Annotated in this window: 20 protein-coding genes, 2 tRNA genes and 1 pseudogene; 18 read left to right on the top strand and 5 right to left on the bottom strand. The window is 54.1% G+C overall.

The window, feature by feature from the left end; genetic code table 11:
- Positions 1-69 precede the first annotated feature (69 nt).
- The 15 genes and pseudogenes from accC (at position 70) to P1S59_03640 (ending at position 18,000) form a co-directional block, all read left to right on the top strand.
- Complete coding sequence (gene accC, locus P1S59_03710; GenBank protein MDF1525362.1) at positions 70-1,569, top strand: acetyl-CoA carboxylase biotin carboxylase subunit; 1,500 nt, start codon at positions 70-72, stop codon at positions 1,567-1,569.
- Positions 1,557-2,057, top strand: coding sequence for a biotin/lipoyl-binding protein (locus P1S59_03705; protein ID MDF1525361.1), 501 nt, complete (start codon positions 1,557-1,559; stop codon positions 2,055-2,057). The genes accC and P1S59_03705 overlap by 13 nt, the downstream gene beginning before the upstream one ends.
- Positions 2,058-2,654: 597 nt before the next feature.
- A pseudogene (locus P1S59_03700) lies at positions 2,655-3,000 on the top strand (DUF559 domain-containing protein).
- Between the two features lie 51 nt (positions 3,001-3,051).
- The gene (locus tag P1S59_03695) at positions 3,052-4,710 is read left to right on the top strand and encodes a methylmalonyl-CoA mutase family protein (GenBank protein MDF1525360.1); all 1,659 of its coding nucleotides are present in this window, start codon (positions 3,052-3,054) and stop codon (positions 4,708-4,710) included.
- Positions 4,711-5,361: 651 nt separating this feature from the next.
- Positions 5,362-5,763: a methylmalonyl-CoA epimerase gene (gene mce / locus P1S59_03690; protein MDF1525359.1), complete on the top strand. Its 402-nt coding sequence runs from the start codon at positions 5,362-5,364 to the stop codon at positions 5,761-5,763.
- 538 nt (positions 5,764-6,301) lie between these two features.
- Positions 6,302-7,624 carry an AMP-binding protein gene (locus P1S59_03685; protein MDF1525358.1) on the top strand — a complete coding sequence of 441 codons (1,323 nt, stop codon included), beginning with the start codon at positions 6,302-6,304 and terminating at the stop codon, positions 7,622-7,624.
- 892 nt (positions 7,625-8,516) lie between these two features.
- Complete coding sequence (locus tag P1S59_03680) at positions 8,517-9,605, top strand: hypothetical protein (protein ID MDF1525357.1); 1,089 nt, start codon at positions 8,517-8,519, stop codon at positions 9,603-9,605.
- Positions 9,606-10,537: 932 nt separating this feature from the next.
- A complete protein-coding gene (locus tag P1S59_03675) occupies positions 10,538-11,293 on the top strand; it encodes a hypothetical protein (protein ID MDF1525356.1) in 756 nt (251 codons plus the stop codon).
- 71 nt (positions 11,294-11,364) lie between these two features.
- Positions 11,365-12,504 (top strand): alanine--glyoxylate aminotransferase family protein, encoded by a 1,140-nt coding sequence (locus tag P1S59_03670; GenBank protein ID MDF1525355.1) that lies wholly within the window; start codon positions 11,365-11,367, stop codon positions 12,502-12,504.
- Between the two features lie 179 nt (positions 12,505-12,683).
- Complete coding sequence (serA, locus tag P1S59_03665) at positions 12,684-14,270, top strand: phosphoglycerate dehydrogenase (protein MDF1525354.1); 1,587 nt, start codon at positions 12,684-12,686, stop codon at positions 14,268-14,270.
- 68 nt (positions 14,271-14,338) lie between these two features.
- Entirely contained in the window at positions 14,339-15,595 is a 1,257-nt protein-coding gene (gene hisZ, locus P1S59_03660; GenBank protein ID MDF1525353.1) for an ATP phosphoribosyltransferase regulatory subunit, read from the top strand.
- Between the two features lie 193 nt (positions 15,596-15,788).
- Positions 15,789-17,081, top strand: a complete 1,293-nt coding sequence (locus P1S59_03655) for an adenylosuccinate synthase (protein MDF1525352.1) — start codon at positions 15,789-15,791, stop codon at positions 17,079-17,081.
- Between the two features lie 220 nt (positions 17,082-17,301).
- A tRNA-Lys gene (locus P1S59_03650) sits at positions 17,302-17,378 on the top strand.
- Positions 17,379-17,457: 79 nt separating this feature from the next.
- Positions 17,458-17,535 (top strand) — tRNA-Glu (locus P1S59_03645).
- A gap of 291 nt (positions 17,536-17,826) precedes the next feature.
- Positions 17,827-18,000 (top strand): SEC-C metal-binding domain-containing protein, encoded by a 174-nt coding sequence (locus P1S59_03640; GenBank protein MDF1525351.1) that lies wholly within the window; start codon positions 17,827-17,829, stop codon positions 17,998-18,000.
- A gap of 201 nt (positions 18,001-18,201) precedes the next feature.
- Here P1S59_03640 and P1S59_03635 read toward each other — a convergent pair whose 3' ends face one another.
- From P1S59_03635 to P1S59_03615, 5 genes are all read right to left on the bottom strand, one after another.
- Complete coding sequence (locus P1S59_03635; protein ID MDF1525350.1) at positions 18,202-19,056, bottom strand: hypothetical protein; 855 nt, start codon at positions 19,054-19,056, stop codon at positions 18,202-18,204.
- Positions 19,057-19,146: 90 nt separating this feature from the next.
- Positions 19,147-19,482 (bottom strand): glycosyltransferase family 39 protein, encoded by a 336-nt coding sequence (locus tag P1S59_03630; GenBank protein MDF1525349.1) that lies wholly within the window; start codon positions 19,480-19,482, stop codon positions 19,147-19,149.
- A 45-nt stretch (positions 19,483-19,527) separates the two neighbouring features.
- On the bottom strand, positions 19,528-19,695 hold the full coding sequence (locus P1S59_03625) for a hypothetical protein (protein MDF1525348.1): 168 nt from the start codon (positions 19,693-19,695) through the stop codon (positions 19,528-19,530).
- A gap of 182 nt (positions 19,696-19,877) precedes the next feature.
- On the bottom strand, positions 19,878-20,411 hold the full coding sequence (locus tag P1S59_03620; protein ID MDF1525347.1) for a DUF2148 domain-containing protein: 534 nt from the start codon (positions 20,409-20,411) through the stop codon (positions 19,878-19,880).
- 101 nt (positions 20,412-20,512) lie between these two features.
- Positions 20,513-21,430 carry an AEC family transporter gene (locus P1S59_03615; GenBank protein ID MDF1525346.1) on the bottom strand — a complete coding sequence of 306 codons (918 nt, stop codon included), beginning with the start codon at positions 21,428-21,430 and terminating at the stop codon, positions 20,513-20,515.
- Between the two features lie 127 nt (positions 21,431-21,557).
- On the opposite strand from P1S59_03615, the gene P1S59_03610 reads away from it, so the two are divergent.
- From P1S59_03610 to greA, 3 genes are all read left to right on the top strand, one after another.
- Positions 21,558-22,019, top strand: a complete 462-nt coding sequence (locus tag P1S59_03610) for an Hsp20/alpha crystallin family protein (protein ID MDF1525345.1) — start codon at positions 21,558-21,560, stop codon at positions 22,017-22,019.
- Positions 22,020-22,278: 259 nt separating this feature from the next.
- Entirely contained in the window at positions 22,279-24,942 is a 2,664-nt protein-coding gene (locus P1S59_03605; GenBank protein MDF1525344.1) for an ATP-dependent DNA helicase, read from the top strand.
- A 126-nt stretch (positions 24,943-25,068) separates the two neighbouring features.
- Positions 25,069-25,542 (top strand): transcription elongation factor GreA, encoded by a 474-nt coding sequence (greA, locus tag P1S59_03600; protein MDF1525343.1) that lies wholly within the window; start codon positions 25,069-25,071, stop codon positions 25,540-25,542.
- Positions 25,543-25,625 lie beyond the last annotated feature (83 nt).

Below are 25,625 nucleotides of genomic sequence, written 5' to 3'. Positions count from 1 at the left end.
AATCTGGCAGGGAAACATCCAGATTTCTAAAGAAAGTTTTTTCAACGAGATCAGACGAGGGAAAAAACGATGTTTAAGAAAGTACTCATAGCAAATCGCGGTGAGATCGCTGTAAGGCTCATCCGGGCCTGCAAGGAGTTGGGGATCCCCTCCGTTGCCATTTACTCGGAGGCCGACCGCGATGCCCTTCATGTCAGGTGCGCCGACGAGGCCTACTGTGTCGGCCCGCCCCCTTCGGCCGAAAGCTACCTGGTGATGGATCGCATCATCGATGTGGCGAAAGTCGCCGGGGTGGACGCAATACACCCGGGATACGGTTTTCTGGCGGAGAATCCGGCCTTTGCCAAGATGTGCAACGCCAACGGGATCATCTTTATCGGTCCTTCGCCGGCCGCCATCGAGATGATGGGGCACAAAACGATAGCCCGCAAGACGATGATGGAGGCCGGGGTACCTGTAGTGCCCGGCACCGAGCTCATCGAGGATGACGCTGAGCTGGCCAGGAGAGCTCTTGAGATCGGGCTGCCGGTGATGATCAAGGCGGCAGCGGGCGGCGGTGGTAAAGGCATGCGGGTCGTAAACGAAGAGAAGGAGATCGAGGGATCCATCCGGGCGGCTCGCTCTGAGGCCCGATCCTCCTTTGGTGACGATGCCGTGTATATCGAGAAGTATGTCGAGGATCCCCGGCATATTGAGTTTCAGGTCCTCGCTGATCGTCACGGCAACGTGGTCCACCTCTTTGAACGTGAGTGCTCCATCCAGCGTCGCCATCAGAAGGTCATCGAGGAGGCCCCTTCCATGGCTCTTGACCAAGAGCTCAGGGAACGCATGGGCAAGGCGGCGGTGGATGCGGCCAGAGCAGCCGGTTACTGGAGCGCGGGAACGGTGGAGTTCCTTGTGGACCGGCACAAGAACTTTTTCTTCCTCGAGATGAATACACGCCTGCAGGTGGAACACCCGGTAACAGAGATGATCACCGGTGTGGATATTGCCAAGGAGATGTTCCGGATCGCCTCCGGTGAGAAGCTTTCGATCACCCAGGATGAGGTGAAGATGAACGGCTGGGCCCTCGAGTGCAGGATCTACGCGGAGGATCCCTATAACAACTTCCTGCCCTCCCCCGGGAAGATCCTCGCCCTGAGAGTTCCCAGCGGCCCCGGAGTCAGGGACGACTCGGGAGTCTATGCCGGGTACGAGGTCCCGCTCTTTTACGACCCCATGATCTCCAAGCTGTGCACCTGGGGGAGGGATCGGACGGAGGCTGTGAACCGCATGAAACGGGCTCTGGCTGAATATATTGTAAAAGGGATCAAGACCACCATTCCGTTCCATCTGAAGGTAATGGAAAATAAGGCGTTTCTCGACGGGAACATCACCACCGGTTTCATCGGGGATGCCTTTGTACTGGAGGCCGATGCGGAGAATAAAGAACTAAGGGATGTGGCCATCGTCGCGGCTGCACTGCAGACCGCCAGGCGAAAAAGGGAAACGGCAGCTCCCGAGGGGCAGGGGGGCGGCGCAACGGATCTTTGGAAGATGGCCGGCAGGAGGTCCAGATGGCTTACATAGCGATTATTGAGGGAGAGCAGAGCCCGGTCAGCATAGGTAAAGACAAAGAGGGCAGCACCACAGTCACTATCGGCGACAGGGAGCACGTGGTGGACCTCCGGTGGACCCAGAGTGATCTGTTGTCCATCCTGATAGATGGCCGTTCCTACCAGGTAGACATCCATAGCGACAAAGATGTCCACAAGGTGCTCATCGAAGGGGAACACTTTGATTTTGAACTTTTCGATGAACGGAAAGCGCTCCTTAAAAAGAGTGCAGCTATGGGCGTTGAAGGGGTCCAGGAGATCAAATCCTCCATGCCCGGCAAGATCGTCAAGATCCTGGTGGGAGAGGGGGACGAGGTCGAGCAAGGGCAAGGTCTTATCGTGGTCGAGGCCATGAAGATGGAGAACGAGATCAAATCGCCAAAGGCGGGTTTGATTAAAAAGATCGGAGTTGAAGAAGGGGCGACGGTTGAATCGGGAGCGCTCCTGGTGGTGGTGGAGTAGCGTGAAAACGGCTGCCAATAGCACATCATCTGTCCCGCTGATGGCGGGATTATCGCCCCTCGGCAATCCTCGACATACGATAAAAGCTTTAACGCAGAGTTCCGCAGAGCGGCCACCAAAAGGCCGCACCGCAAAGGGCCGCAAAGTAACCTTTAGTCCGGGGAAAAAGCGGTTAACAATACTTCCGTCATTCCGGACACGGCCGGACGCCGTGAGCCGGAATCCAGTCGCACTTACCTGCCACGGCGACTTGTCGCGGTGAAGCCAAAGGCGAAAAGGGAGGCTGAAAGCGAAGACCGGTCATTGCGAGGACCCTGAGTTTGTCGAAGGGGAAATAAATCAGACATGTTCCCAATTCTTCTTCCCCTCCCAGTAGTCCATTTCCTTACTCTCCCTCTCCCCTGGGGGGAGAGGGCAGGGGTGAGGGGGAAAGTGTTTACCGAGGGGGGAAGATCCGCCGTCGCTAAAGCTATGGCGGGACAAGCCGAGGTGGGGCATAAAATAAAACACTTTCAGTATTCTTCCTCCCCCTGCCTGGCACGGCGTAGCTTGATGCGAAGACGGCTTGAGGGAGGAGGATTGAGGTGGGGGTGAACTATAACAACCCACAAAACACCAAGATCAAGAACCCTTCGCAAAAACTTGACCGATGCCGAACAATGTCTTTGGTCACGCATACGATCACGTCAGATGTTGGGTCTGAAGTTCCGAAGACAACATCCTATTGGAAAATATATTGTGGACTTTAGTATGTCTGGATAAGAAACTCATCATTGAATTGGATGGTGGGCAGCATCTGGGCGATGAAAATGATAGAGTGCGAGATTCATGGCTCAAGGAAGAGGGTTGCATCGTCTTAAGGTACTGGAACAATCAGGCATTAAATGAAACCGAAGATGTGATTGAGGATATCATGCGAAATGCCGACTCACCCTCCCCTTGATCCCCTCCCCTCAAGGGAGGGGAGAATATATAATATTTGAGGTTCTTAATTATGAGTAAAGACATGAAAAAGCAGTTGGAACTCTGGGAATCAGAAACCTACCGTCCCGCCGTCGAAAAAAGGCCCGAGCGGAAAGATATCTTCACCACGATCTCCGGGCAGGAGGTCAAACCCCTCTACACTCCGGCGGACGTTCAGGACCTCGATTACACGACAGATCTCGGGTTCCCGGGGGAATTTCCTTTCACAAGGGGTGTGCGTCCAAGCATGTACCGGGGTCAGTTCTGGACCATGCGCCAGTACGCCGGTTTCGGGACGGCCCAGGAGTCGAACCTGCGTTACAGATACCTCCTTGACCAGGGCCAGACGGGGCTTTCCGTGGCTTTTGATCTTCCTACCCAGATGGGGTACGACTCGGACCACCCTATGGCGGAGGGAGAGGTGGGCCGGGTGGGTGTGGCCATCGATTCCCTTGACGATGTTGAGACCCTCTTTGACCAGATCCCCCTCGACAAAGTCAGTACCTCCATGACGATCAATTCAACGGCTTCGACCCTTCTATCCTTTTATGCGGAGGTTGGGGCGAAGCAGGGGGTGGCGTCGGCAAAGCTCAGGGGAACCATCCAGAACGACGTCCTCAAGGAATACATCGCCCGGGGTACCTACATCTTTCCTCCCGCCCCATCCATGAGGATCATCACCGATATCTTCGCCTACTGCATAGACCAGATGCCCCAGTTCAATACGATCAGTATAAGCGGTTATCATATGAGGGAGGCGGGCAGCACGGCAGCCCAGGAGGTTGCTTTTACCCTTGCCGACGGCATCGCCTACGTCCAGGCAGCCATTGAAAGCGGTCTTGATGTTGATCTTTTTGCCTCACGGCTGTCCTTTTTCTTCAACGTGCACAACGATTTTCTGGAGGAGGTGGCCAAGTTTCGGGCGGCCCGGCGCCTGTGGGCCGGCATCATGCGGGACCGGTTTGCCGCGAAGAACCCCAATTCGTGGATGCTCCGGTTTCACACCCAGACGGCAGGCTGTTCCCTCACCGCCCAGCAGCCGGAGAACAACGTGGTCCGGGTGGCCATCCAGGCCCTGGCCGCTGTCCTGGGCGGGACCCAATCCCTGCACACCAACTCCAGGGACGAGGCCCTGGCACTCCCCACCGAGGACTCGGTGCGAATCGCCCTCAGGACACAGCAGATCATCGCCAGTGAAAGCGGTGTCGCCAGCACCATCGACCCCCTTGCAGGTTCCTACGCCATTGAAGCCTTGACCGGCTCCATCGAGGCTCAGGCCGGACAGTACATTGAACGCATCGACCAGTTGGGCGGCGCGGTGAAGGCTATTGATGCCGGTTTCCAGGCCAGGGAGATCGAGGAGGCGGCCTACCGGTACCAGATGGAGATAGAATCAGGGGACCAGATCGTGGTAGGAGTCAACGCCTTTACTGTGAAGGAAGAGGGGTTCGCCGGTGAGCTTCTCAAGGTGGACCCGGAGCTGGAAAAATCCCAGGTGGAGAGGGTCCGGGCTGTGCGGAGCCGCCGGAACCAGGCGGAGGTGGATGCCAGGTTAAAAGCCCTGGAAGACGGGGCCAAAGGTCATTCCAACCTGATGCCCCTTATCCGGGAATCAGTGAGTGCCTATGCGACCCTGGGGGAGGTTTCTGATTCATTGCGGCGTGTTTTTGGAATCCATCGGCCGCAGTGAATCACAGGAAAAGGAGAAGAGGGGACAAGGGGAAAAGGAGAGATAAGGCTGTAACTAGGTATCTACGTATCTAGGTGTCGAGGTAATATCTGAAACCCGAAACCTGTAACATGGAACTTGGAACCTGAGGTGCGGTAGTGGCAAGCGTTCAACATTGATGACTTCGCAAAAAGTCCCGGATTGGATTTTTTGCGACTCTATCAACATTCAAAAGCAAAACATAAAGGCGAGTTTAACAGGGATGAAGGGAGTAAAGGGGATAAGGAAAACCCCAAACACTCCTCCGTCCTTCCGGGCCGAGTAGCTTGTCGCGGCATAGTCCTGAGTTGAATCGAAGGACGACGACGGAAAACGAGGATCCGGAATCCAACAGTGCTTGTCATCGCGAACCATAACCCATGTGAAGCGATCCCGGTTTCCATGTAAGCGGTTATTTTTACCACGGAGGCACGGAGACTGGCGGAGGGAGGTCTCAATCTGAACGAAGGCACGGTTAGGCGATGCTTTTTTACCACAGAGGTCAGTGAGGGCATTGAGAAAACCTTAGTCAAGGGGAACGGAGCGACGCTGAAAAAATTTTTCTCCGTATCCCCGGGCCTGAAGCCTGTCACGCCAGAGGCGTGATGTCCCCGTGTCATGTGCGAGGTGTTTATGAAAAAGCCCAAATTAGACCACATCGGCATAGCGGTAGAAGACCTTGAAGCCTCCATCGAGGTCTATCGGAACCTCGGTTTTGAGGTCGAGAGCGTTGACGACGTTCCCGGTTTCGGGGTGAAGGTGGGCTTCCTGCCCATGGAAACCGGCAGCGTGGAGCTGGTCCAGCCGGTCAAAGAGGACAGCGCCATGGCCAAATTCCTGGAGAAAAAGGGAGGGGGGATCCACCACCTGTGCTTCGAGGTCTACGACATCCGGGCGGAGCTCAAAAGGCTCGAGGCGGCTGGAGTTGAGCTGGTGGATAAGGTACCGAGGCACGGTGCCCACGGGACGCTGGTTGCGTTCCTGCATCCGAAGAGCACAGGAGGGGTGCTCATAGAATTAGCCCAGAAGGGCTAATTCTATGAGTCCAACGTCCAAAGTCCAAGGTCCAAGGTCCTTACTCTACACGCTGCACATTACACTTTGCACTGCCCTTTTTAAAAGGGATGAAGGGGATAACTGGGATAAGGAGTAGGTACTCCGCCTGCCACGGCGAAGTCCGACTTGTGAGGGCACAGCTATAGGCGACGCCCAAGGACGAAGACGGGTCATTCCGGGTAAGGCTGTGTCTACGTATCTATGTATCAACGTATCGAGGTGAGAACCTGGAACGTGTAACGACCTGGCACCAAGAAGTTCCTCGCACCTGGCAGATCTATCTCCGTGTCACCGCGTCCCCGCGTCCGCTCTCCCCCGCGTCCCCGCGTCTTAGTGTCGAGCGGTTTTTTTCACACCTTCACCGATATCCCGTTCCACCGGTATACCTGATACTGTATAATCAACTCCCGTGAAGCTGTTTCTGGCCAAGAGACTGGCTTCCTGTATCAGGCAGTTGGATAGCCCTGATCCTTAACCGTCACCTGTAAACTATAATTTATAAACTGGAAACTTCCTTATGCCCGACGGTACCTACTGGAACCAGGAAATAGAAACCATGCCCCGTGAGAGGCTCGAGGAGATCCAGGCCCGCCTGCTGCGGGACCTGGTGGACCGCGCTTACCACAACTGCCCCTTCTACCGGGATCTGTACCGTAAAGCGGGGGTCAGCCCCGGAGACATCCAGACCCTGGCCGATGTGAGGCACCTGCCCTTCGTGGACAAGCGCGTTCTGCAGGAAGCCTACCCCCATGGGCACCTCATGGCCCCTTATTCCATGGTCCGTGAGTTCCACGCCTCCACCACTCTTACGCGCCACATATTCCCAATATTCGCTACTGAAAAGGATATCGAGAGGTGGGGGGAGCGGTGCGCCCGGATCCTCTGGATGGCGGGATTGAGGTCCGGGGATATTGTGCAGAACGCCTTCCGGTTCGGCATGTCCACCGGAGGCTTCGGGTTCCACTACGGGGCCATGACCGCCGGAATGACCAGTATCCCGGCCAGCATAGGCAGTACTGATCGGCAGATCGACCTCATCCTGGATCTCGGGGTCACCGGACTCACCATGATGCCCTCCTACGCTTTCTACCTCGGGATGAGGGCCCACGAACGGGGGATCGATCTGGCCAAGGAGTCCCAGCTGCGGGTGGGTCTTTTCGGTGCCGAACCCACAGGCACCCAGATGAAGGAACGCCTCGGAGAGCTGCTTGGACTCAACGCCTTTGGCGAGTACGGCATGAACGAGTTCCTGGGTCCGGGCATGGCCTGCCAGTGCCGGGTGGAGAGGGGCATGCACTCCTGGGCCGACGATTTTCTGTTGGAGTGTGTGGACCAGGAAACGGGGGAACCTGTTGCCGAGGGGAACCAGGGGGAGCTTGTGTGGACCTGGCTGTCGGCCGAGGCCACCGCGGTCATCCGCTTCAGGAGTCACGACATGTCCCGTGTCACCTGGGACCGCTGCATGTGCGGACGCACCCACCCGAGAGTCCGCCGCATTTTTGGAAGGTCGGACGGCGCCCTTTCCATCGGCGGCTTTATTATCTATCCTTCCAGGATCCAGGACGTGATCCATCAGATGCCCGAACTGGGGCCCTTCCATGTCCTCCTGGACTCCCTCCGGGGGCTGGACCGGCTGCTCATCAAGGTGGAGGTCAAAGACGGGGTCCGCACACCTTCATCTGAACTCGCTCACCGTCTTACCAGCACCATCCGATCCTACCTCACCGTTACACCCATCGTGGAGATCATGCCTCCCGGCACTCTCGCTATGGGGGAGGGGACCTCCTACAGGATCCTCGACTACCGTCGGGGCAGCGGGCGCTATGGGGCAGCGGACTGAACGCGGCCTCAATGGGCAGGCATCTGTAACGGGGTGTCGGGGTAACGGGGTGTCGGGGAAGAAGTTGGGAAAGTCGCTGGACAGGGAGACACGGAGACGCGGGGACCCGCCTTTGCTGAAGCTACGGCGTGGCAAGCACGGGGACAGGGCGAGGGATGTGCCTGCGGGACAAAACGGGGAAGGGAAGAATCGGAGAGAGAATGATGATACGGTAGGACATTGGACCCCTGTTCAAGCCAGGGGCAGGCATTGGACATTGGACGTAGGGCGTAGGACTATTTTCCTCAAACCTCAAACCTCAAACAATTTCTACCGAACACCGGCAAGTGCCACTTTAAACTGGGCGGTTGGATCCCCAAACCCCGCCACCCACATTTTTAAATAAGGTTAGTTCTGGTCTGACAACCTTAACCACTTGATTTAAAACAGTTATTGTGGTTGTCAGACAGTTCTGGCCGAGGGGTAGAACCTGATAATAAAATAGCATTCTACCCACGCAAACCTCTTGCAAACAGTAGGGTCTGGTTGTATACTGCATGGCAGATACGACCTCCCCGAGGGACCCCCGCTCGCCCCTTAACCCTTGGGGAATAACGGAAAAACCGACAAAATCGGCTTGACAAGGGATGAGGTGTAGTGCTAACTTCTCACGAAATCAAGATGCGATAAGTGTCCACCGGGTAGGGAAAAGTCCAGGTTCCCACGCGGGATCCGCCTTTTGGTGTGGACGCCCGGTTTCAGTTATAGAGAAAGGAAACCAAAAGAAAGGAGGGGATATCCGCAGAATCATACCCTAGGTACCAGGTATTACCCGGAATAATTTTGGTTGCAATCGAATTGACTTTTTAACAAACTTTAACAACAAACCCTTAAGAAATTTAAGGAGGGAAAAATGAAGAAACTTTCAATCATTCTGCTGGCTCTGGCCCTTGCTCTTGTTTTCACCGTTCCGGCCATGGCCATCCACATCGGTGATGATGACTCCCCCGAGGGATCCATCGGCTTCACCGGTAGGTATCAGTTCGACGGCGAGTCAAGGGATTATAACGATGTCAAGAACGACTTTTTCGATGATGACCTTGATGTCTCCATTACCATGATACAGGGCGGCGTTAAGGGTTTTGTTGGCCTGGAGATCGCCGACACGCCTGACTTTGCGGGCAACAGCCACGTTAATGCTAACGTCAGCAACATTGTTGACAACTACTACGTTGAGTGGTCCGCTATGGATAATCTCAAGGTCAAGATCGGTGAGTACGGTCTTGCCTTTGGCCGCGCTATCGGTACCGACAGTGCAGGCGAGAGACAAATCCAGGTGACCTACAGCATGGACGCCGTTTCCATAAGCGGTGCCCTTATGAAGGCCGTTGATGGTGGCGAGGACGAGGATGACACGCTGTATCTTAAACTCAGCGCCAAGGAGGCCGGACCATTCACCAAGCTGGATGTGGTCAGCTACTCCGAGATGAACGATGTCACCGTTCCCGAAAACAGCTACACCGGTCTTGATCTTGCCGTTCCCGTCGGGCCCGTGGGCGTGGCCTTTGAGTACGGCGCTAACGGCGGCGACCTCGATGGTAACTTTATGCTCCTCGAGCTTGCTCTCGATGACTTGGTAGGTTTTGAGCTTGGCGTCAACTACTTTGCCTCCAGTGATGATTATAGTGCCGCCTACGACGGCAGCGACTGGTCGCCAGTGGCCATCTACGGTGACAACATCAACAGCGTATTGGCAGACGCCACCGCCCTCTGGCTGACCTTTGGCTACAGCGTAAACGACAAGCTGAGCCTCAACGCCGCTGCGCTCCTGATGACCGAGAACGATGTCGGCGACGACCTTGGTACAGAGTTTGACGTAGGGCTGAAGTACAAGCTCGCCGACAACGTCAGCTATGCGGCCAAATACGGCAGCTACACCGAAGGCGACGCTCCCATAGGTGATTGGACCGAAATGTGGCACCGCATTGAGTTCAAGTTCTAGGATCCTTTAGAGCTGAACAAGCAGTAAAGATCGCAAAAGGGCCTCCTTCGGGAGGCCCTTTTTTTTGGTCCCAAGCAAGGACCTAAAATCCAGCATTAAAACCGATGGAAGCTTAACCGCTGGGTAGGCAGCTCGGCCACCTGAAGGCCGCATCGCAGGGTAAATTCCCGAAACCTGGGGCAAGCACGATTACTATAAAGGGCGACGTCTTTTTAACCGCAGAGTACGCCAAGGAACGCAGAGGAAAGTGCGGTATCCAAGTGTCTAAGTATCTACGTGTCCAGGTGAATAGATACGCTTGGAATTCAGTCATGTTTGTCATCGCGAGCCGATACCATGCGAAGCTATCCCGGGTAAATCCCGATTTACATATAAATCATCTAAAGCTTTAACGCAGAGGGCCGCAGAGAAAATCACAAGTAACCATCGCAGGGTTACGCAGCGTAAAATATGCGCAGCCGTTTGAAACGAGACAGATTACGTGCATTATCTGCACGGTTATGCCTGGGATATAAATCAGTAGTTTTATTAAATTCAATTATAAAATCAAACACTTATGCGTTGTTTTCTGAGTTGGCACGGTGGTTGCTAATAAGGGAAGTGAAGGCTCCTTTCTCATCCCCGGTCGCCGGCAGCGGCAAACCCTTTCTCCCCTCCTTAACCCTGCCGGCGATCGGGACTTTTTATTTTAAAATAGCCGTCCCATTGTTGAAGCTACGGGTGGTTATTTTAAAATCTGTAAACTGAAATACCCTGGATCTGAATAATCCAACACTAACCAGATTCTAAAGGTTTTGTTATAGACTCGAAATTCGCCGGCGTTTTTTAGGTGAGTGAATTTCGAGTTTGACATCAGAACTCCCTTTCCCATAATTTCAAACTGCTGTATTCTGTCATCAATTATGGAGTGACATTATAAAAAGGAGGAACATATGGGCAAGGTGAGGGTTTATTTGTGCATTTCGGTAATGGCAGCGGTTCTTGCCGTGGGCGCCGGATCGGCTATGGCAGCTCCGCTGAAGACCAACCTGTACGGGCTCGACGGCCTGTTCATGGCCACAGGCGGAACGGTTATCCCGGCGGGTGCTCTGGCTGTGGGAGGTTCCGCACTTATTCTCAGTGATGACAACCGTGACATAACCAGCGTACCGGTGACTGTCACCTTCGGCGCCAGTTCGAAAGTTGAGATCGCAGCAGCCTTTGAAGTCTACAAGAGCGTCGACTACGGCGGAGGCGTCGACGACACCGGCACAGGTGACCTCTATCTGGCCGCGAAATACGCGCTTCTGGAAGAGGACGCGGATTATCCCGGCACCGCTGTGGGCCTTCGCATCAAACTGCCCATGGCTGATTATCCCCTCAGCTCGGAGGAGTCGGACGTCGCTATTTTCGGCGCCGCGGAACTGGATATGAAGGGTGTCCGGGGCATCCTCAACGTGGAATATCTCATGCCGGGGGGGGATGCAGATAACCAGATGATCTATGTAGTGGGTGTGGGGATCCCCTATTCGGACACCACGGAGTTCACCCTGGAGATCATGGACCAGTCCCTGGTCAATGATATTTTTGCCGCTGGCGCCACTTTTGATTTGGGTTCCTCCCTGAACTTCGGCGTGGCGGTCGGGTTCGGGCTCAATGATTTTTCAGCAGATTCTGCAGTTATGGGCAAACTGAATTTCATTTTCTGATAACCTCAGGGGCCGCCGCGGACGAAGTGGCCGCCTTTTTCACTTTTAACCACCCTGACAGGAGAGTGGCGATGATCAAGAAAAGGATCTATTCACCCGGCCCGGTAGATGTTTCTCCCTACACTTCTCTCGAAATGGCTCGGCCCATCCTGCACCACAGGACGAAAGAGTTTGAGGCCATCGTCGCGGAGGTGGTGGAGGGTCTCAGGTACGTATTTCAGACAAAAGGCGAGGTGCTTATATTCGCCTCGTCCGGGACTGGCGCGATGGAGGGGGCTGTCTGCAATATCCTGAACCCCGGTGACAAGGCCATCTGCGTGCGGGGCGGCAAGTTCGGCGAGCGCTGGTCTCAACTGGTGGCAAAGTTCGGCGGTCAGCCCATAGACATCGACGTCCCGTGGGGACAGGCTGTGGATCCTTCTATTATCGCCGAAAAGCTTAAAGCCGATCCCTCCATACGGGCGGTCTACATGCAGGCCAGCGAAACCTCCACCGGGGTTGCGGGTCCTGTCAAAGAGGTGGCCGATATCGTCAAGAAATACGATGACACCATCATCGTAGTAGACGGTATCACCGGTGTCGGGGTCATGAACCTCCCGGTGGACGAGTGGGGGCTGGATATCGTTGTAGGAGGCTCACAGAAGGCGTGGCGCCTGCCGCCGGGCCTTGCCTTCGCGTCGGTGAGTGAAAAGGCATGGGGCTTTGTGGAAAAGTGCACCCAGCCGAGGTACTATTTTGATTGGAACAAGGAGAGAAAGGCCCTGGGCAAGAACACAACAGCCTATACACCGGCCGTTTCCCTCATCGTTGGTCTCAGGCAGGTCCTTTCCGAGATCCGTGAGGAAGGCCTTGAGGCGCTTTTTGCCAGGTCCGCTTCCTACGCTGATGCTTTCCGCGCGGGTATGAAGGCACTGGGACTCAGGCTTTTCGCACCTGATTCACCGTCGGATTCCGTCAGTGCGGTCATGGGACCGGATGGGATGGATGCCGGCCTTATCGTCAAGCATCTGGCGACCAGGTACGGGATCACCATCGCTGGCGGTCAGGACGATGCCAAAGGCAAGATCTTTCGTGTTTCCCACATGGGTTACCTGGACGCACTGGACATGATCACTGTAGTGGCGGCCATCGAGATGACCTTGAAAGAGCTCGGACAGCCGGTAAAACTGGGAACCGGTGTCAAAGCCGCCCAGGAGATACTGGTATCATAACAAAGGACCTCATTGAGGTCCTTTGTTATGAATAATAGTGATCACAGCGTAAAAGAGAACGAATAGCCTGAGGGGGAACAACGGCAAGGGTCAAGTTTGAAATATTCCTTTTGCCCGGTATTACAAGACACGAAACGTAGTGCCTTTTTGTTCAAACGTTTCGTGCCAGGAGGGAATGAATGAAGGTACTAGTAAGCGACAAACTGTCTGTAGCTGGTGTGGAGATCCTCGAGAGGGCACCAGGGCTCTCTGTCGACGTCAATACAGGTCTGGCTCCTGAGGAACTTGCGAAGATCATCGGCCAATACGATGGCCTGGTGATCAGGAGCGCCACCAAGGTTACGGCTGAGATCATCGAAGCGGCCTCCAGACTCAAGGTGGTTGGAAGGGCCGGTATCGGAGTGGATAACGTGGACATCCCTGCTGCCACAAAAAGGGGAATCGTTGTAATGAACACCCCCGGCGGCAACACCGTGACTACGGCTGAGCATGCCATCTCCATGATGTGCGCCCTGGCCAGGTATATCCCCCAGGCCGATGCCACCATGAAACAGGGGAAGTGGGAAAAGAAACTTTTCATGGGTGTCGAACTGATGAACAAGACCCTCGGTATCGTGGGTGTGGGCAACATCGGTTCCATTGTGGCCGATCGCGCTCAGGGGCTCAAAATGCAGGTTATCGCCTACGATCCCTACATGAGCGAAAAAGCCGCGGTCAACCTGGGTATTGAACTAGTGGATCTCGACGAATTTTACAAACGATCGGATTTTATCAGTATTCATGTACCCAGGACCGATGAGACCCAGAACCTGCTGAACATGGAGGCGTTCAAGAAAATGAAATCGGGCGTCAGGATCATCAACTGCGCTCGTGGAGGGATCGTTAATGAAGCCGACATGGCTGAGGCTCTCAAGAAGGGGCTGGTGGCAGGTGCGGCCTTTGACGTGTTCTCCAAAGAACCCATGGAAGCTGACAACCCCCTCCTTGGCCTGGATAACGTCATACTGACGCCCCATCTTGGCGCGTCCACGGGAGAAGCACAGGAGAACGTGGCCATCGCGGTGGCAAATCAGATAGCAGATTACCTCGTGACCGGAACCATCACCAACGCCGTAAACGTTCCCTCGGTGAGCGGGGAAATACTCCCCAAGGTCCAGCCCTATTTGGAACTTGGTGAAAAACTGGGCTCTCTGACATCCCAGCTGGGCGATTTCGCGCCTGAGATGGTCCAGATCAGATATGCCGGGTCAGTAAGGGACTTGCCGACCGAACCCATCACCATCAGTGTTCTGAAAGGGGTTATGGAACCGGTACTGGGAGTCGGGGCTGTCAACTTCGTCAACGCATCGGTTCTGGCCGAGGATCGGGGACTTAAGTTCAATGAGGTGAAGAGTTCCGATAAAGAGGACTACAGTAACCTGATTGAGGTGACCCTTACCGCAAAGGGTCAGGAGATATCAGCGGCAGGCTTTATCTTTGAGGGACGTGAGCCCAGGATCATCCGTATCGGGCCGTTTTCCATGGAGGCGATCCCTGTTGGCAACGTTCTGGTCCTCTCCAACGAGGACCGACCCGGTGTTATCGGCAACCTGGGGAGTACTCTGGGTGCCCATGGTATAAACATCGGCAGCATGCAGATCGGCAGGGACAAACCGGGCGGTGAGGCCCTTTCCTTCCTGCAGATCGATGATGAACCAGGTGAAAAGGTGCTGGAGGAACTTTCCCAACTGCCTCACATCAAGACGGTGACCAAGGTCAAGTTCTAGACGCATACCGGGCGCAGGTCTGTTTAATGGTGCAGGCCTGCGCCTATCTGTGTTTACAGGTGGAGAAATTGAGTAAGCAGAGTATCGATAATATGTTATTTCTTCCTGCCGGTGTTTTCGAGATGACACCGTCAAGAGCGGCTTTCGTTCGTAAAGTTGAGGAGGTCGTTCTGGGGGTATTTCAGCTGTGGGGATACCAGGAGGTCAGGACCCCTTCCCTTGAGTTCGTGGATGCCATGTCCCGCGGGCTTGACAGTGATGAACTTGACATGGCTTTTAAACTTGTAGACCGGGGCACCGGTAAGATGATGCTGCTCCGGTCGGATGTAACGCCCCAGGTCGCCAGGATGGCTTCTCTGGCCCTCTTACGGACCCCATTACCTCTCAGGCTATCCTACCTGGCTGATGTCTTCAGGCATCCGGAAGATCCCAGTCATCCAAGGCGCGAAATGATCCAGGCCGGGGTTGAGCTGATGGGGATCGATGATCCACAGGCCGACGCCGAAGTACTTGCGGTAGGGATGGAAGCTCTCAGGAAAATGGGGTTGTCCGGTGTCCGCATGAGCGTCGGGCAAGTCCAGTACGCAAGAGGTCTTTTCGAAGAGACCGCATTTGGTAAATCTGTTGAAGACCTCATCGTTGAGGCGGCGTGCCGAAAAGATCGCAGCGAAATGGAAAGGATCCTCGAGCAGACCGACACTTCTGCCGGGGTCCGGGAGGGCATCCTGGTCCTCACGGAGCTTACCGGGACTGTGGATGTCCTTGATCGGGCCTGGGCCGTGGCACCCAACGACACTTGCCGCTCAGCCATTGAAAACATCAGGGAGATTTTTTCTCTTGCTGGTTCCTATGGTGTTAAGGTCGATCATCTGTCTGTGGATCTTGGTGAACTGGCGGCCTTCCGTTACCACACAGGGGTCGTCTTTACCGGTTTCGTTTCCGGTGCTGGTCGGGCTGTACTCAGAGGGGGCCGGTACGACAACCTGGCAGGGAAATACGGAAGACAGGCACCAGCCACCGGTTTTGCCATCGACCTTCTCGAGGTGGTGGAAATCCTATCCGGGCATGGTACAGTAGTAACTGCCGTGGATTACCTCCTGGTCAACAGGACCACGGACCGGGAGAAGGGTCTGAAACTTTCGGTAGAGCTTCGCGGTCGGAACAGGAATACTCTATGCTTGATAAGGGATATCCCTGATGAGGAGCTTGGCGCGTATATTGAAGCCCATCATATTGGGCAGGTGCTCCTCCTTGATGAAGATGGACTTTCTATCTTCGATACTGCGAACAACGTGAAAATACCTTGTAAGATTAGGGATTTGTAGCTTTTTATAAACAAGAAACCAGACCTGAATTATCAATTCGGAATCGTACTTCCTGGCGTCCTCGGCCGTTGCCTGTCCGTCATATCTTTAGCGACGACGGAAGGGAGTCATCACGCCTGCGGCGTGATCGGTGTGACAAGGAGGCGTGCGATACAGACCTTATCCGGGAAAAGAAAAAATCGGAGGTCCTGACATGTTCAATGTGGTTGTGATTGGAGCTCAATGGGGTGATGAAGGCAAAGGGAAGATCGTCGACGTCTATACCGAAAGAGCGGATCTGGTTGTCCGCTACCAGGGTGGGCATAACGCGGGACACACAGTGGTTATCGGTGATGAGAAGTTCGTTTTGCATCTGATCCCCTCGGGGATACTCCACAAGGGGAAAAAGTGTTTCATCGGAAACGGTGTTGTGGTCTCACCAGAGGCTCTCGTCACGGAGATGGACAACCTTGTTGCTAAAGAGATCGATGTTAGTGGACGACTTTTTATCAGCGATCAGGCCCACGTCATCATGCCTTACCATGTGGCACTGGACCTTGCCCGTGAAGAGAAAAAGGGCGAAAATGCCATCGGAACCACCGGCCGGGGGATCGGTCCTGCTTACGAGGACAAGGTGGCCCGTTCCGGGATCAGGGTCGGTGATCTACTGAACCCGGCAGTTTTCATGGACAGGCTGCATAACGCACTGGATTACAAGAACTTTATCCTTACCAGATATTTCGGCAAGCAAGCCTTCGATGAGCAGGAGGTCTACGATTCCACTCTCGCCCTGGTAGAAAGATTCAAACAGCATGTGGCTAACACTTCCAACCTGCTTCAAAATGCATTGAGTTCCGGTGAGAGGGTTCTCTTTGAAGGAGCCCAGGGAAGCCACCTTGATATTGATCACGGAACCTATCCCTTTGTGACATCCTCTTCAACGGTGGCGGGAGGTGCCTGTACCGGTTCCGGCACAGGTCCGGGTAGTATCGACGCGGTTGTTGGGATTACCAAGGCCTACACGACAAGGGTCGGCGCAGGCCCATTCCCTACCGAGCTGAACGATGAGATGGGTGAATTGATTCGTGAAAAAGGCGGGGAGTACGGAGCGACTACGGGCCGACCCAGGAGGTGCGGGTGGTTCGATGCGGTGGTACTGCGCCAGAGCGCAAGGATGAACGGGCTCACGGGATTGGTGGTTACCAAACTTGATGTCCTGGACGGTATAGACCCCATAAAGATCTGCGTTGGCTATACCTGCGGCAGCAGCACACATGATGTGCTACCCTCCGGTCTTGAAGAGTTGGAGGCATGTGTACCCATCTATGAAGAACACCCCGGATGGAGCTCCTCCACAGCCGGCTGCAGGAACTGGGATGACCTGCCCGCTGAGGCCCAATCATATATCCGGCGGATAGAAGAACTTACTGCGGTTCCAGTGGCAGTGATCTCAACCGGGCAGGAGCGGACAGAGTACATCGAACTCATAGACCCCTGGAAAGGCTAGAAACTCAGTATGGGGGCTGGGGAAACCGCCTGACGCGGTGACAGGGTGACTCGGAGACGCGGAGACGCGGAGGGAAAGACCAACGAATCACGACCAGGCGACCTGGCGAAAGAGATATCAGGACCTGAGTCACAGCATTGTCTTTGAAATTTGGAATTTGAGAATTGATGCAGTTCAGCTTGACAATAGAGCATATATTTAATAAGAATTACCGTTTCCCGAGCCAGTAGCTCAGCCAGGTAGAGCACCTGACTTTTAATCAGATGGTCGAAGGTTCGAATCCTTCCTGGCTCACCATATTTTTTCCTGCAGGAAAAAATATCTGGAAGAACTGATTTCTGAAATTAAGATAAATTTTTTCGCAGAAAAAATTTATGTCCCCATCGTCTAGCCCGGCCCAGGACACCGGCCTTTCACGTCGGCGACACGGGTTCAAATCCCGTTGGGGACGCCAATATTAAAAAGCCTCGGAGATTATTCTCCGAGGCTTTTTCGAGAGAGGGAGAGAGGGAGTATGGGGGAAAGATCGTAAGGTCATTATCCGCTTCGCCGGTTCCCCGTTTCGAAATTTGCCCCACACTTGACATTCCGACAGGTGTGCTGTATTTAGAATATTATAAAAACATGGTGATTGGGTCTTGTTTTCCTGTCACCACCCACTGCCTGCCCCGCCTGCCCCGAGTCACGCCGGCGGCGTGATCGAAGGGTTCACACTTCATATTTCACTGCTTTTCAGGAGGTTCATGTGATCAGCGCAATAAAGAAACTGTTCAGTAACGGTACCCAGCGTCCGGCCCATCAGCTGGCCAGGAACGACGACTGCTGGTGCGGGAGCGGGAAGAAGTACAAGAGGTGTCATATCGATAAAGATAGAACCCGGGACCGTATTAAAGCGGATGCCTGCAGGACAAGTTCGTGAGGGTGATTAATGGCCGGGAGGTTCCCGGCCGTTTGTAAAAGCCCCTGGAGATGAACCTCCAGGGGCTTTTACGTATGGGGTTATCGGGGTGTCGGGGTAACGGAGTATCGGGGAGAAATCTCATTTCACAGTTCACGGTTCACAGTTCACGGATCACCGAACTCCCTTATACCCATAACACTTTATGATCGATATCAGGCTTTAATCCGGCCCATCGGCTTCAATCACCGCTTCCCAGATTTTGAACCGCTCTTCAATAAAGCCTTTTTCAGCTGAAGCAGGCTTGTAGGTGACGAAAAGGGCATTTGTGCTGGTGTGTTCCGTAGGGTTGAACCAGAGTAAATGATTTCTTCCGTGAACGCTGCCCCTTCCAAGTACCGTTACCTGGGGGTGATCAGGCACATAGAAAGCCAGCAGGGATGAAAGAGCAGAGGACTTTGTGAAAACAAAAAACTCTCCCTCCTGGCTCAACTCCTTCAAAACCACTCCTGCCATTTTTCCGTAATCTGTTGGCGAACTCATTATTTTTCTTAACTGTGCCGTATTTATTCCAGGCCCCAGGGGATAGGCCCAGTCCCTGGGAAGTAAATAGGGAGCAAGGGGTACCATGAAAATAATCAAGGTGATGACCCATGCTGTCGCAGTGGTGGCAATGAAGGTTTTTGTTGTTTTCGTTCCAGCAGACAACTTCGCTCCAAGGGCAACTGTGAGAAACGGCACCGCCACACCCGGCCAGTGGGCACCTATTTTTGTGATAAGGCTCAGAGGGAGGAAAGCGGCAAGGGGGGCTAAGGCGAGGAAAGCAGCAACCTTTCTCCCCTTCTCTCCATCATCTTTCCATACCAAAATTGCGGCAGCAAGGAGTGGTATTGCAAGCAGAAATACAAGGGGACTCAATGCAAGGGCCTGCCCCGCCAGATAATCCAGAACGCCCATCAGGTTCAGGGACGGCGAAGAGTGCCGAGAGGCAAAGTTAAAGGTATAGGTGGCCCATTCATTAGAGGCGTTCCATATGACAACCAGTATGATTCCAAGAAGTGATAGTGCCGCTGCCACATAAGGGCCGGGGGTCTTCAGGTGCTTCCTGCCTCCGGGGTTGAGAAGTATGTAAAGCGCGGCGGCGCCGAGGAGAGGAATGCCCAGAAACTAGCTTCCAAGAACGATGGCGAAGCACAAACCGGTCCAGAGCCAGGCCCTTTTATCACCCCGGTTGACGGCCCTGTGAAAAAAATATCCGCCCAGTGTGCCGGCAGCCAGGACAGGGGTGTCGGTGCTGTAGAGGACGCCCGGGACACTGATGACAGGTATGCCCATGGCAAGCAGCCCTGTTAGCGCCGCTGATCTCTTGGATCTGGTGATATCCAGGGTGAATCTGTGAATGACGGCCACCACCATGGTTCCGGTGAATACCGCTGGAATACGGATGGCCACGATGGTGTCCCCCAGGATCTGCCTGGTAAACCAGAGGATCCATCCGGCTATCGGCGGGTGGTCATAATAGCCAAGGGCGGGGTGTCGTCCCCACTCCTAGAAATAGGCCTCGTCTCCTGTGAGAGGCAGCTTCAGGGCATAAGCGAGACGGATAAGAGTGGTAATTCCCAAAACCGACCAGAAAATAACGGTCAGCCTGGACTTTCCATGTTCGATAGTTCCAGCAGGGGGGTCCGAGAATTGTTCCGTGGCTTGTTCCAGCATGGGGGTATAATAGCGGGAAATTGGAGAATAAAAAATAATCGATTTAATTGCGTATTTCACATTGAGGATTGAGAATTAGAGCGAAAGCGTACGTTTTAAATCCCTCAATTATCAATTCGGAATCCTCAATCGGTGGTTTCCGTTAACCGTCCACTTTTCACGGTTCACACTTCACTGACCCTTTATTTTCTGTCAAAAAACGGATTCTTTCCCGTTGCGGAAAGTGGAATACCAAAGGCCACCTTTACCGGTCCAGGAAAGCAGCCCAGTTCCAGGGAAGCTTTGCCGGCTGAGAACATGATCCGGTTGTCGATGTGGTTCCGCGCAGCATAAGCTGCTGCTGACCCTACGGCGATTCCCAGATCACCAATAGAAAAAGCGCAGGGCACAGAATCATTCTCACGGTTTTCCTGGCAGTCAGCGAATTCGCAGAACCCGCAATGGGGGATCTCCAGTGGACTCACCTCCGTTCCCAGAAGCAGTATCACAGGGGCGCTTCTCAGATTTTTGGCGTCGCGAATGAAAAATTCAATGTTCTCCTCCTCTCCGATCCGGTTCATCTGGTCGGAGAGTGCGTCCTTGTCATCGTCTGTGAGGATCAGGATGTGAAGTTGATCGCGCCCCCGAGCCTTGGGGGCCGTCCTCGCAGTCAGGGCCATCTCTTTGGCAGCCTCGATGAGTTTGTCTTTGTAATAATCGTTCCATTCGATGCGCATAGGATCCTCCGTGATTCAGGATTCCGAATTGAGCATTGAAAATTAAGAGCCAGAGCGCACACCGTGATTCCTCAATTCTTAATCCTCAATCCTGAATTATATTAAACACCCAATACCGCTATCCACACTGTAAAGGTGGCGATGGAAACAATAGTGCTGATAGTCACCGATGCTGCGGCAAGTTCGGGTTCTCCCCCCATTTCCGATGCCATAATATAGGTCACTGTTGCTGAAGGGGCGGCGAGAAGGATGACAGCGGTCTCGGCCTGGACCGGTCCTACTCCCATACCTCTGAAAAGAAAAAAACCGATCAAGGGCAGAAAAAGCAGCTTGAAGGTGGTAGAAAAAGTCACCAGTTGAATCCTTTTGCCGGGGGCGGTTTTCAGAGATCCCCCAATGATAAGGAGAGCCAGGGGCAGTGCCATGTCTCCCACAATGCCAAAAGAGCGTTCCAGAAAATGAGGTACCCTGACCCCGGCTGCAGACGAGAATAGTCCCAGCAGGGTGGCCAGTATGATGGGGTTGCCCAGGAATTTGCCCATCGCCTTGAAATCGATCTTCTGATCACCCGATGCCACGAAGGTGAACATTCCGATGGACATCACGTTCTGGAAAAGGATGAGGAAGCCAGCCAGAACACTGGCCGCCCCCCGGCCTTCCGGCCCCAGAGTATAAAAGACGACCGCAAGGCCTACGTAGCCCAGGTTCCCGTGAAAGGAAGTCTGGACAAAGGTGGCGGTTCTGTCAGGGGCCAGTTTGAGGGTTCTGGCCAGTAGATAGGCAGCTGTTCCCACAGCTCCTACTGCCAGAAAGGTGCCGCCGATCTGCCGCAGGTCGAAGCTCTCGGAGAAGGTACCCATGGAGATCTCATTGTAAACGAGAAGAGGAATGGCGACGAAATACACCAGCCTGTTGGCGGAACTGATGAAGATATCCGGTAGAAACCCCAATCTTCGCGACCCAAAGCCAAGCAGGATAACCAGGAATACCGGGGATATGTTCTCGAGAATAGATAACATGACCAGAGGGATAATACTCCATGAGGTTTACCTGTAGCAAGGGTAGGGTATCTTGACATGCACCAAGTGTGAGTTAAATTTTAACTGTAGTAAAAAAAACCTGAATATAGAAAGGAGGTTCTAAACTATGCAGATCGAGCGATACAGAGGTGGGCGTCCTGTATACTACAGGCCCTTCTTTGGGCTGAGAGGTCTTCAGGACGAAATGAACAGGGTCTTTTCTGATTTCTACGATGATACCGGTGAGAAAACCGTAGCTGCTTTCAACCCGGCCGTAGATATCGTTGACACTGTGGAGGATCTTCAGGTAAAGGTGGAGCTCCCGGGTGTCAAGAAGGAGGACGTGGAGGTCACCCTCAAGGACGATGTTCTCAGTATCAAGGGCGAGAAGAATGAGGAAAGGGAGGAAAAGGGCGAGAACCGGTACTATGTGGAGAGAAGCTTCGGAAGTTTCTCCCGGTCCGTGACCCTTCCTTCCAATGTCAAGACCGACAAGGTCAAGGCAACTTTCGTGGATGGCGTGCTTCGGATCATCCTGCCCAAGGCTGAGGAAGAAAAGGAAAAACTGGTCCAGATCAGTGTGGATTAATATACGGACTGGCCACGCAGAAAGCCCCGCGTTTAGCGGGGCTTTTTTTGTCTAATAACCTGGGATTTGAGGTTCTATGTCCATGATCGCCGTTTACAAAATACAGGTAACACATCACTTATCATGGCCCTTTTCCATCCATTGGTCTACTATCAGGAACTTAAACAACAGTGGGTGAAGCGAGCTGACCATAGACACAACCTGACGGTGAGGCTCGAATTCATTTCACATCGCCGCACCCTAAAATAGGATCACTGCATTGAAATTATCCAAAGGACCCGGAGCACCTGTTGCAGAAAGGATCTCGGATGAGTCCCGTGAGGCTGTTGCCGGGGAGATAGAAAAAGCCGGCGGGAATGAGGTCTTTTTCCTCGGCCGTCTCGGCGAAGAGGATATCGTGGAGGCGGTGGAGGTCCTCGCCAGAGGCAACTCCGGAGCTGTCCCGGCTGCCGCTGCCATTGCCCAGGCAGGAGATGTTGTTATTCATAATCACCCCAACGGGCTTCTCGTCCCTTCAGGAGCGGACCTTGAAGTCGCATCCAGCCTCGGGGCTCAGGGGATCGGGTTTTACATTGTCGACAACATGTGTGAGCGCGTCTACGCCGTGGTTGAACCACACATGGCCGTCAAACGCCCGGACCCTCTTGATCCCATGGAGGTGGCAGCCCTTTTCGAGCCTGGTGGAACGCTGGCCAGGACGCACCCCAACTACGAGGAGCGCCCGGCGCAGGGCCAGATGGCCTCCGACGTGGCAGGTGTCCTGGAGTCGGGGGCTGTGGGGGTTCTGGAGGCCGGGACTGGAACTGGTAAAAGCCTGGCGTATCTGGTCCCGGCAGCTCTCTGGGCCCTTCGAAGCAACCGGCGTGTTGTTGTGGCCACAAGAACGATCAACCTGCAGGAACAGATACTGGATCAGGACCTTCCCATTCTGGAAGAAGCCCTCGGAGTTACCATCAAGGCAGTTCTTATCAAGGGCAGGGGAAACTACTGCTGTCTCCGAAAGAGGGATCTGCTGGAAGGGGATGTCGGCAATACCCTGCTGGAACTGGATGATCTCAAGGAAATTCAGCAGCTTCTGGCCTGGAGTCGGACAACAGCGGACGGCACCTTGTCCGATCTGCCCTTTGTCCCTGCAGATGCCAACTGGTCCAATTTCAGGGCCGAGTCGGATTCCTGTACCCGGGCCAGGTGTTCCAACTTTTCCGATTGTTTCTTCTACAGAGCCCGCCTGGAAGCCTCTTCGGCCCAGCTTCTATTGGCAAACCACCACATCCTGTTCGCAGATCTCTCCCTCAGGGAAGGGGGACACGAAAGCGCCGCTATCATGCCCCGCTACGAGGCCGTCATTCTGGACGAGGCTCATAACGTGGAGGATGTGGCCATATCCTATTTCGAGGAAGGTCTGAGCAGGCGGGGTTTGATGGCCCACCTGGGGCGCCTGGTGAACACGCGCAACCCGGAGCGCGGCCTGGCACCGTTCCTGCGGAAACGTATCGGGAATCTGAAGGGCTCAAACAAAAAAGGCAGGGAGGATCTTGCAGAACTGGTGCGGAAATTGACCGAGGAAGTCGGGCGGGCCCGCGGCAGCCTTGATACCCTCTTTGAGGATATCGGTGAGGATCTGGTGTCGTGGCTCTCTGGAGAACCACGAATCTCAGATCTCAGATCTCAGATCTCAAAGAAAACCAGGCAAGGATCAAAGGTCCAAGATCCAGGGTCAGGGTCCATGGCAGAATATTCGCGCTCCCCATCCACGGATGGGGGAGGGGATTACCGCTGGAGAATTCCTCTGGAGCGACGAGAGGAATTGCCATGGCAGGGGATCCAGGGTCTTCTGAAGGAGATGGTCTCCCTTATCGGCAGCGTTGTGGCCCCCCTCAGAAAGGTCAATAGCCGCATCAGGGAACTGGTGGATGAAGGCCATGACGATTTCGAGCACGTCTGGGGTGACCTTGCCGCCGCTTTCAGCCGTATGGATGCTGCGGCACAATTTTTAAAGCGCATACTTGAAGGGGAAGATCCGGAAGAGGTCTTCTGGGTCCAGGTCAGGGGGCGCTCCGGCAGACAACAAGTCAGTCTTCATCTGACGCCCCTTGATGTGGCACCCATTTTGGAGCAGACTCTCTTTACCCAGGTGGGAGCGGTGGTAATGACATCGGCGACTCTTACTGTCTCGGGGAGTTTCAATTTTTTTGATCGTCAACTGGGCCTTGATTGTCTCTCCGACCGCGAGATCAGGCACTGGACATATCCAACACCCTTTGACCTTGGCAAGCAGATGCGCCTTGCTGTGCTGGATTCACTCCCCGACCCTGGAAGTTATGGGTTCACCGATGCTCTCTCGGGGGCCATCAGGGATCTGGTTCTGGCTGCAGGTGGTGGAACCCTGGTCCTGTTTACCTCCTATAAAACCCTTTCCGCTGTTCACGAAAGTTGCTCCGGGCCGTTCGAAGAGGCAGGAATACATGTCATGCGGCAGGGTGAAGCCCAGAGGAGCGTTTTACTTGAACGTTTCAGAGCCGATCCCGACTCGGTTCTTTTTGCCACGGACAGTTTCTGGGAAGGGGTCGATGTGGTGGGAACTTCATTGCGTCTTGTCATTATTGCCCGTTTGCCTTTCCCGGTTCCTACCGATCCGATCAATGAGGCCAGGAGCCAGATTCTTATCCAACAGGGGCGAGAACCCTTTTATGAGGACTCCGTTCCTCGGGCGGTCATTCGTTTCAGGCAGGGTGTGGGGAGGTTGATCCGACACCGCTTTGACAGGGGATATGTTGTGATCTGCGACGGGCGTGTGGTGCGGCGCTCCTATGGGCGGATTTTTTTAAACTCGGTGGGGGCTGTGGATGTATCCAGGGTCCAGTTGGAAGATCTGACACGAGATATTGAACAGTTCCTGTTCCCTGTTAACCCAAAAAGCTGAAAACAGTTGACATTTCGGTAGTTTCGGGGTATCTACTATTTTATGTTTCCACCTGTGCAGTGTGCAGGTGGTTGCTTTTTTTTTGGCCTATTAGGGTAGTCATCATAAATCAGGAGAGTAAAATTCATGTCCAAGTACCCCATCACCCCAGGTGGATTAAAGAAACTCCAGGAGGAACTCAAGAGGCTAAAGTCGGTTGAGCGTCCGAAGGTGATCGAAGCCATCGCCGTAGCCAGGGGGCACGGGGATATATCAGAGAACGCCGAGTACGACGCCGCCAAGGAGCATCAGGCTTTTCTTGAGAGGAAGATCCGTGATCATGCGAACAAGATCGCCAATGCCGATGTTGTGGACCCCGCTGCCATGAGCACAGAAAGGGTCGTGTTCGGTCTGCAGGTAACGGTTCAGGACCTGGATTCGGGTGAAGAGATCTCCTATCAGATCGTGGGCATGGACGAGGCGGATATCGCAGAACAGCGCATCAGCATAAGCTCTCCCGTCGCCAGGGCTCTTATTGGAAAGACTGTGGGAGACGTGGTCCAGGTGCAGATCCCCCGGGGTATGCGCGAACTGGAGATACTTGGTATTTCAAATCCGTGAGATCCTGGTAACTCTTATCTCTCGGATTTGAAATATAGAGTTTATTCCTGAAATACATTCAATCGCCTGATTTTTAGGCATAA

It is taken from the genome of bacterium, from assembly GCA_029210965.1.
In the GTDB taxonomy this organism is placed as follows: Bacteria; BMS3Abin14; BMS3Abin14; order BMS3Abin14; family BMS3Abin14; genus JALHUC01.
The sequence above is the reverse complement of the archived record's forward strand: the minus strand, read 5'-3'. Positions and strand labels throughout refer to the sequence as shown.

Bases quoted from the DNA above. Each gene is read 5' to 3' on its own strand.
- P1S59_03620 (MDF1525347.1), bottom strand. From the start codon at position 20,411: ATGCGCATCGAATGGAACGATTATTACAAAGACAAACTCATCGAGGCT.
- P1S59_03670 (MDF1525355.1), top strand. From the start codon at position 11,365: ATGATCAAGAAAAGGATCTATTCACCCGGCCCGGTAGATGTTTCTCCC.
- P1S59_03610 (MDF1525345.1), top strand. From the start codon at position 21,558: ATGCAGATCGAGCGATACAGAGGTGGGCGTCCTGTATACTACAGGCCC.
- P1S59_03680 (MDF1525357.1), top strand. From the start codon at position 8,517: ATGAAGAAACTTTCAATCATTCTGCTGGCTCTGGCCCTTGCTCTTGTT.
- serA (MDF1525354.1), top strand. From the start codon at position 12,684: ATGAAGGTACTAGTAAGCGACAAACTGTCTGTAGCTGGTGTGGAGATC.
- P1S59_03615 (MDF1525346.1), bottom strand. From the start codon at position 21,430: ATGTTATCTATTCTCGAGAACATATCCCCGGTATTCCTGGTTATCCTG.
- greA (MDF1525343.1), top strand. From the start codon at position 25,069: ATGTCCAAGTACCCCATCACCCCAGGTGGATTAAAGAAACTCCAGGAG.
- P1S59_03695 (MDF1525360.1), top strand. From the start codon at position 3,052: ATGAGTAAAGACATGAAAAAGCAGTTGGAACTCTGGGAATCAGAAACC.
- accC (MDF1525362.1), top strand. From the start codon at position 70: ATGTTTAAGAAAGTACTCATAGCAAATCGCGGTGAGATCGCTGTAAGG.
- P1S59_03705 (MDF1525361.1), top strand. From the start codon at position 1,557: ATGGCTTACATAGCGATTATTGAGGGAGAGCAGAGCCCGGTCAGCATA.
- P1S59_03685 (MDF1525358.1), top strand. From the start codon at position 6,302: ATGCCCGACGGTACCTACTGGAACCAGGAAATAGAAACCATGCCCCGT.
- P1S59_03675 (MDF1525356.1), top strand. From the start codon at position 10,538: ATGGGCAAGGTGAGGGTTTATTTGTGCATTTCGGTAATGGCAGCGGTT.
- P1S59_03625 (MDF1525348.1), bottom strand. From the start codon at position 19,695: ATGCTGGAACAAGCCACGGAACAATTCTCGGACCCCCCTGCTGGAACT.
- mce (MDF1525359.1), top strand. From the start codon at position 5,362: ATGAAAAAGCCCAAATTAGACCACATCGGCATAGCGGTAGAAGACCTT.
- P1S59_03655 (MDF1525352.1), top strand. From the start codon at position 15,789: ATGTTCAATGTGGTTGTGATTGGAGCTCAATGGGGTGATGAAGGCAAA.